The following is a 4,699-nucleotide window of genomic DNA, read 5'->3' as shown; positions in this document are numbered from 1 at the left end:
GGCGCCAAAGCTGACGACGACACCGCATCAGCCGATGAGGCGGACGCGGGGGAGATCACCGAGTCGTTCGAAGCGGTCCAGGAGACCCCGCAGGGCCAAGAGCCGATCGACTATCCCGAGGAACCACTCGCTGAACCGGAATCGGATGTCGCGATCGAGTCCGATGCCGACGGTGAGTCCGACGCCACGGACGTGGACACCGACGTCGAGCCTGACGGCTCGGCCGAGAAGCACAAGAACTAACCTTCCGCAGACCTCGTCGTCGGCTCTTCCAGAAGCCGGTTGACCTCCTCGTCGCTGACCTGGTGAAAGTCGGCGAACACCTGACCCACCGCTTCGAACCGAGGCGGGGTACTGGCGCAGATCACCTCGTCGGCCTCATCGCGCAGTTCCGCGCAGACCGCCCGCGGCCCCACTGGTACCGCGACCACGACTCGCCGGGCCGCCCGCACGGCCCGGACCGCGGCCAGCATCGTGGCCCCGGTCGCGATGCCGTCGTCGACAAGGATCACCGTCCGATTGGTGACCTCGGGCGCCGGACGACCCTGGCGGTAAGCCTCCTCCCGGCGCTCGACCTCGGCGTTCTCGTGCTGGATCGTCTCGACGATGGTGTCGTCGTCGATGCCCAGACGCTCCACCAGGCCCTGGTTGATCACCAGTCCGCCGCCGGACGCCACCGCGCCCATGGCCAGTTCCTGCCATTGCGGCACGCCGAGCTTGCGCACCACGAAGACGTCGAGGGGAGCGTGCAGATAAGAGGCGACCTCCCAGGCGATCGGAACCCCGCCCCGGGCCAAGCCCAGGACGAGGACATCGGACCGGTCGCCATAGGACGCCAACTGCTCGGCCAGGACCCGGCCCGCCTCGCGGCGGTCCTGATAGACGCGATCGGCGTTGGTGCGCAGGCTCCAGGCGTTCATCGGCTCAACGGCCGGCGGGAAGGAACTCGACCGGCTGACGCCAGCCTACGTCGATGGCGCGGACCGGACCACCCGGCCCAGGAAGCCGTGCACCAGCCGGCGTAACCGTGCAGCCGCATCGTCGGCGAGTTCTTTTGTCTGCAAACGTAATTCATCATGGGTGCGGCCCAGGCCGGCGGCCGCGCCGTCGCGGTCGTCGGCCAACCAGGTTTCCAGCAGCTCCGAATCGAGCTCGGGGTGGAATTGCAGGGCCAGCGCCGTACCCAGGATGAACGCCTGTGACGCGTTGGGGGTCCGGGCGATCTCCGTCGCGCCCGGGGGAAGAGTCCAGCGGTCGAAATGCCATTGGAACCACAACCCACCGGGAACCACACGCTCGTCGTCGCTCACCACGTCATACCAGCCGATCTCGGGTGCCGGGGATCGACTGACCGACCCGCCGAAGGCCTGCGCGACGAGTTGACCGCCGAAGCACACGCCGAGCACGCCGACACCGGCGTCGACGGCCCGACGGATCATGGCCATCTCGGCGCCGACCCAGCTGTCACGCAGTGCCGCGTCGTAGACCGGCCAGCGGGCGCCCAACGGCACGATCACGTCATAGCCCGTCGGCTCGGGGAAGGGCACCTGTCCGGCCGGGTCGTCCTCCCGGTCGGCGGGGACGACATCGAACGTGTCGATGACGAATCCGTACTCGGTGAAGACCTGTTCCAGCAGGGCTTCGGTGGCCGTGTGGTCGTTGCGCAGAAACAGCACCCTCGGTGTCACGACGCCAATTATCTCGGTATCCGGCCGGGCGCGAATTTCAGGTCCAATATTTGGACCTTCTATGGCCTCGAGCGTCATCGGTGTTACCTGGCCCGGTAGCGCCGTTCCGGGCGGCCGGTGCCGTATTGCAGCCGCAATTCCAGGGCTCCGGTGCTCAGGTAGTACTCCAGGTAACGTCGTGCGCTTACCCGCGAAATGCCCACCAGATCGGCACATTCCGTTGCCGATACCTCGCCCGTGCGACGCACGGCATCCATCACCAGACGCCCGGTTTCGGCGCCCAGGCCTTTCGGCAGCGTGGTCGGGGCCGTGCCTCCGAACAACGCATCGATCGTCGCCTGGTCCGCACCGCCGGCGCCCGCGAGGGCGTCGGCGCGGGCGGCGAAGGCCAACAGCTTCGCCCGCAATTGGTCGAAGTCGAACGGCTTGACCAGGTAATCGGCGGCCCCGCCGTCCAGCGCTCCGCTGACGGTGTCGAGCTCGCGCGCCGCGGTCACCATGATCACTCCGGCGCGGTTACCGTCGGCGCGTAGCCGCCTGAGCACATCCAGTCCGGTCATGTCGGGCAGGTAGACGTCGAGCAGGATCAGGTCCGGACGCAATTCGGCGGCGGCCGCCAGGGCCTCGCTTCCGTTGCGCGCCACCGAAACCGGGCGGAAGCCGTCGACGCGTTCGACGAAGCGGCGGTGGATGTCGGCCACCATGAAGTCGTCGTCGACGACCAATACGTCACGCATGGAGCCTCACCACGAACAGGGCGCCGCCGTCTGGCGCGTCGGTGACCTCGACGTCACCGCCGTGCTGGGCGGTCACCAGACGTACCAGGGACAGGCCGATGCCCCGGCCCCCGGGGACCGGGGTCTTGGAGGTGATGCCGCGGGAGAAGATGATCTCGCGGAGGTGTTCGGGCACACCTGGGCCGGAGTCGGCGACCGCCAGGAGCAGACCGGCCGAATCGTCGATGCGCACCGTCACCTGGGCGGCCGGCGATCCGACCGATACGTCGACGGCGTTGTCGATCAGGTTGCCCAGCAACGTGATCACATCGGTGGCCAGGGCCGGCTCCAACGCGCCGAGATGGCTGTCGGTGGACAACGTCAGCGTGACACCGTTCTCGGCGGCCAGCGAGGTCTTCGCAATCAACAGCGCCGCCACTGCGGGGTCGGAAACATGTTGTGTCACAGCCTCGTTGATCTCGGCGCGGCGGCGGGTCAAGGTGCCGACCAGCTCGTGCACGGCGTCGAACTCGCCGAGCTGGACGAGACCTGAGATGGTGTGCAACTGATTGGAGAACTCGTGGGTCTGGGCCCGCAAGGTGTCGGTGACGCTGCGGTGGGAGGACAGTTGGGCCTGGAGTGCGGCGAGCTCGGTGCTGTCGCGCATGGTGGTCACCGTACCGATGCGCTGTCCCTGGCTGCTTGCCGCACGCCGGTTCAGCGCCAAGACACGGGTGCGCGTCGTGATCACCACGTCGGAGTCCTCGGACCGAATTGGCTCGTCGGACAACAGGAAAGACACCACCGAAGGATCGAGTCCCACCGCGTCGCCATGTTTGCCGACTGCCCCCGCATCGAGACCCAGCAGCTCGCAGGCACTGTCGTTGACCACGGTGATCACCCCGTCGTTGTTCACGGCCACCACGCCCTCACGGATGCTGTGCAGCAGCGCTTCCCGGTGGTCGGCCAAGCTGGCGATCTCGGCGATGCCCAGGCCGCGGGTGTGGCGGTTGATCCGGCGCGACAACAGCCATGACACCAGCATGCCCAGTGCCGCACCCAATCCCAGATAGATCAGAAGCCGTTCACCGGCTCCGCCCAACAGCTGCCACGTCGACGGGTAGCGCTGGGTGACCGACACGATCGCCAGCACCTCGCCGTCTGGGGCCAGGATCGGAACCTGCCCCGCCAGGTGCGGCACGCCGTCGATGTCGGTCTCACCGGACCACCCGCGGCCCTCGTCGGCGCGGCTGGCACCCAGGTCGAGCCGCTGCCCGATCCGGGCGGGATCCGACGACACCCGGACCATTCCGGCCGGATCGGTGATCTCGGCCAGATCGGCACCCGACAGCGCCACCGCGCGGTCGACTTCGGGTGCGAGCACCCGCGCGGCGAACGGATCGCCGTAGCGGTCACGCACGATCGGGGTGGACGCCACGTTCTCGGCGACGGCGATCATCCGCTGTCCGCGCACATCGCGGAATTCTCGGGTGGACTGCGCCACGGACACCGCGGCCACCGCGATCAACACCACGGCGACGACGAGCAGCTGGAATACCAGGAAGCGTCCAGCCAGACTGCCCTGAGGCAGCCACATACGCGCCGACGGTGAACGCCCGACCTGTGAACGCGCGGCGTGTGAACTCAACGAACAAAACTTCCTTTGCGACCGAATGGGTGACCTGCGTCACGTCATGGGTCCAGTATTGCTGACCATGAGGTTTCGACGGCTAGGTGCCGCGCTGACGGCGGTCGTGGTCGCCCTGATGCTGGTGACGGCATGCGGGGTGACCCGTGGTGACGAATCGCGTGGTCTGCACCGGCTGCGCATGATGGTGCCCAACAGCCCGGGCGGCGGCTACGACCTGACCGCCCGCACCGCGGTGAAGGTCATGGAAGACACCGACATCACCGGGCGCATCGAGGTGTTCAACGTCATCGGGGCCGGCGGCACCGTCGCGATGGCCCGGCTGATGAACGAGAAGGGCAACGACGACCTCATGATGATGATGGGGCTCGGGGTCGTGGGCGCGGTGTACACCAACGGATCCTCTGCGCGGGCCTCCGATGCCACCGCGCTGGCCAAGATGGTCGAGGAACAGGAAGGCATTCTGGTCCCGGGTGATTCGCCGCTGCGCACCATCGGCGATCTGGTCGCGGCGTGGAAGGCCGATCCGGCCAAGGTCACGATCGGCGGCGGATCCTCGCCCGGTGGGCCCGACCATCTGTTCCCGATGGAAACCGCGCGGGCGGTCGGAGTGGACCCGCGGCAGGTCAACTACATCACCTATGACG

Annotated in this window: 5 protein-coding genes and 1 pseudogene; 2 read left to right on the top strand and 4 right to left on the bottom strand. The window is 67.7% G+C overall.

Annotation, left to right across the window (positions count from 1 at the left end):
* Positions 1–243 (top strand): annotated as a pseudogene (locus A5699_RS29600) (hypothetical protein); the annotation flags it as partial.
* Here the strand turns inward: A5699_RS29600 and A5699_RS13905 are convergent.
* From A5699_RS13905 to A5699_RS13890, 4 genes are all read right to left on the bottom strand, one after another.
* Positions 240–920 carry a phosphoribosyltransferase gene (locus tag A5699_RS13905; RefSeq protein ID WP_067770177.1) on the bottom strand — a complete coding sequence of 227 codons (681 nt, stop codon included), beginning with the start codon at positions 918–920 and terminating at the stop codon, positions 240–242. The pseudogene A5699_RS29600 and the gene A5699_RS13905 overlap by 4 nt on opposite strands.
* A 45-nt stretch (positions 921–965) precedes the next feature.
* A complete protein-coding gene (locus A5699_RS13900; protein WP_067770175.1) occupies positions 966–1,688 on the bottom strand; it encodes a type 1 glutamine amidotransferase in 723 nt (240 codons plus the stop codon).
* A gap of 83 nt (positions 1,689–1,771) precedes the next feature.
* Positions 1,772–2,425 carry a response regulator gene (locus A5699_RS13895; protein WP_067770173.1) on the bottom strand — a complete coding sequence of 218 codons (654 nt, stop codon included), beginning with the start codon at positions 2,423–2,425 and terminating at the stop codon, positions 1,772–1,774.
* Positions 2,418–4,001, bottom strand: coding sequence for an ATP-binding protein (locus A5699_RS13890; RefSeq protein ID WP_067770170.1), 1,584 nt, complete (start codon positions 3,999–4,001; stop codon positions 2,418–2,420). The genes A5699_RS13895 and A5699_RS13890 overlap by 8 nt, the downstream gene beginning before the upstream one ends.
* 118 nt (positions 4,002–4,119) lie before the next feature.
* On the opposite strand from A5699_RS13890, the gene A5699_RS13885 reads away from it, so the two are divergent.
* Positions 4,120–4,699: tripartite tricarboxylate transporter substrate-binding protein (locus A5699_RS13885; RefSeq protein ID WP_255378799.1), on the top strand; the 580-nt coding region annotated here is incomplete at its 3' end.

Origin of the sequence: Mycobacterium sp. E802, assembly GCF_001666875.1 — a bacterium.
GTDB lineage: Bacteria > Actinomycetota > Actinomycetes > Mycobacteriales > Mycobacteriaceae > Mycobacterium.
The sequence above is the reverse complement of the archived record's forward strand: the minus strand, read 5'-3'. Positions and strand labels throughout refer to the sequence as shown.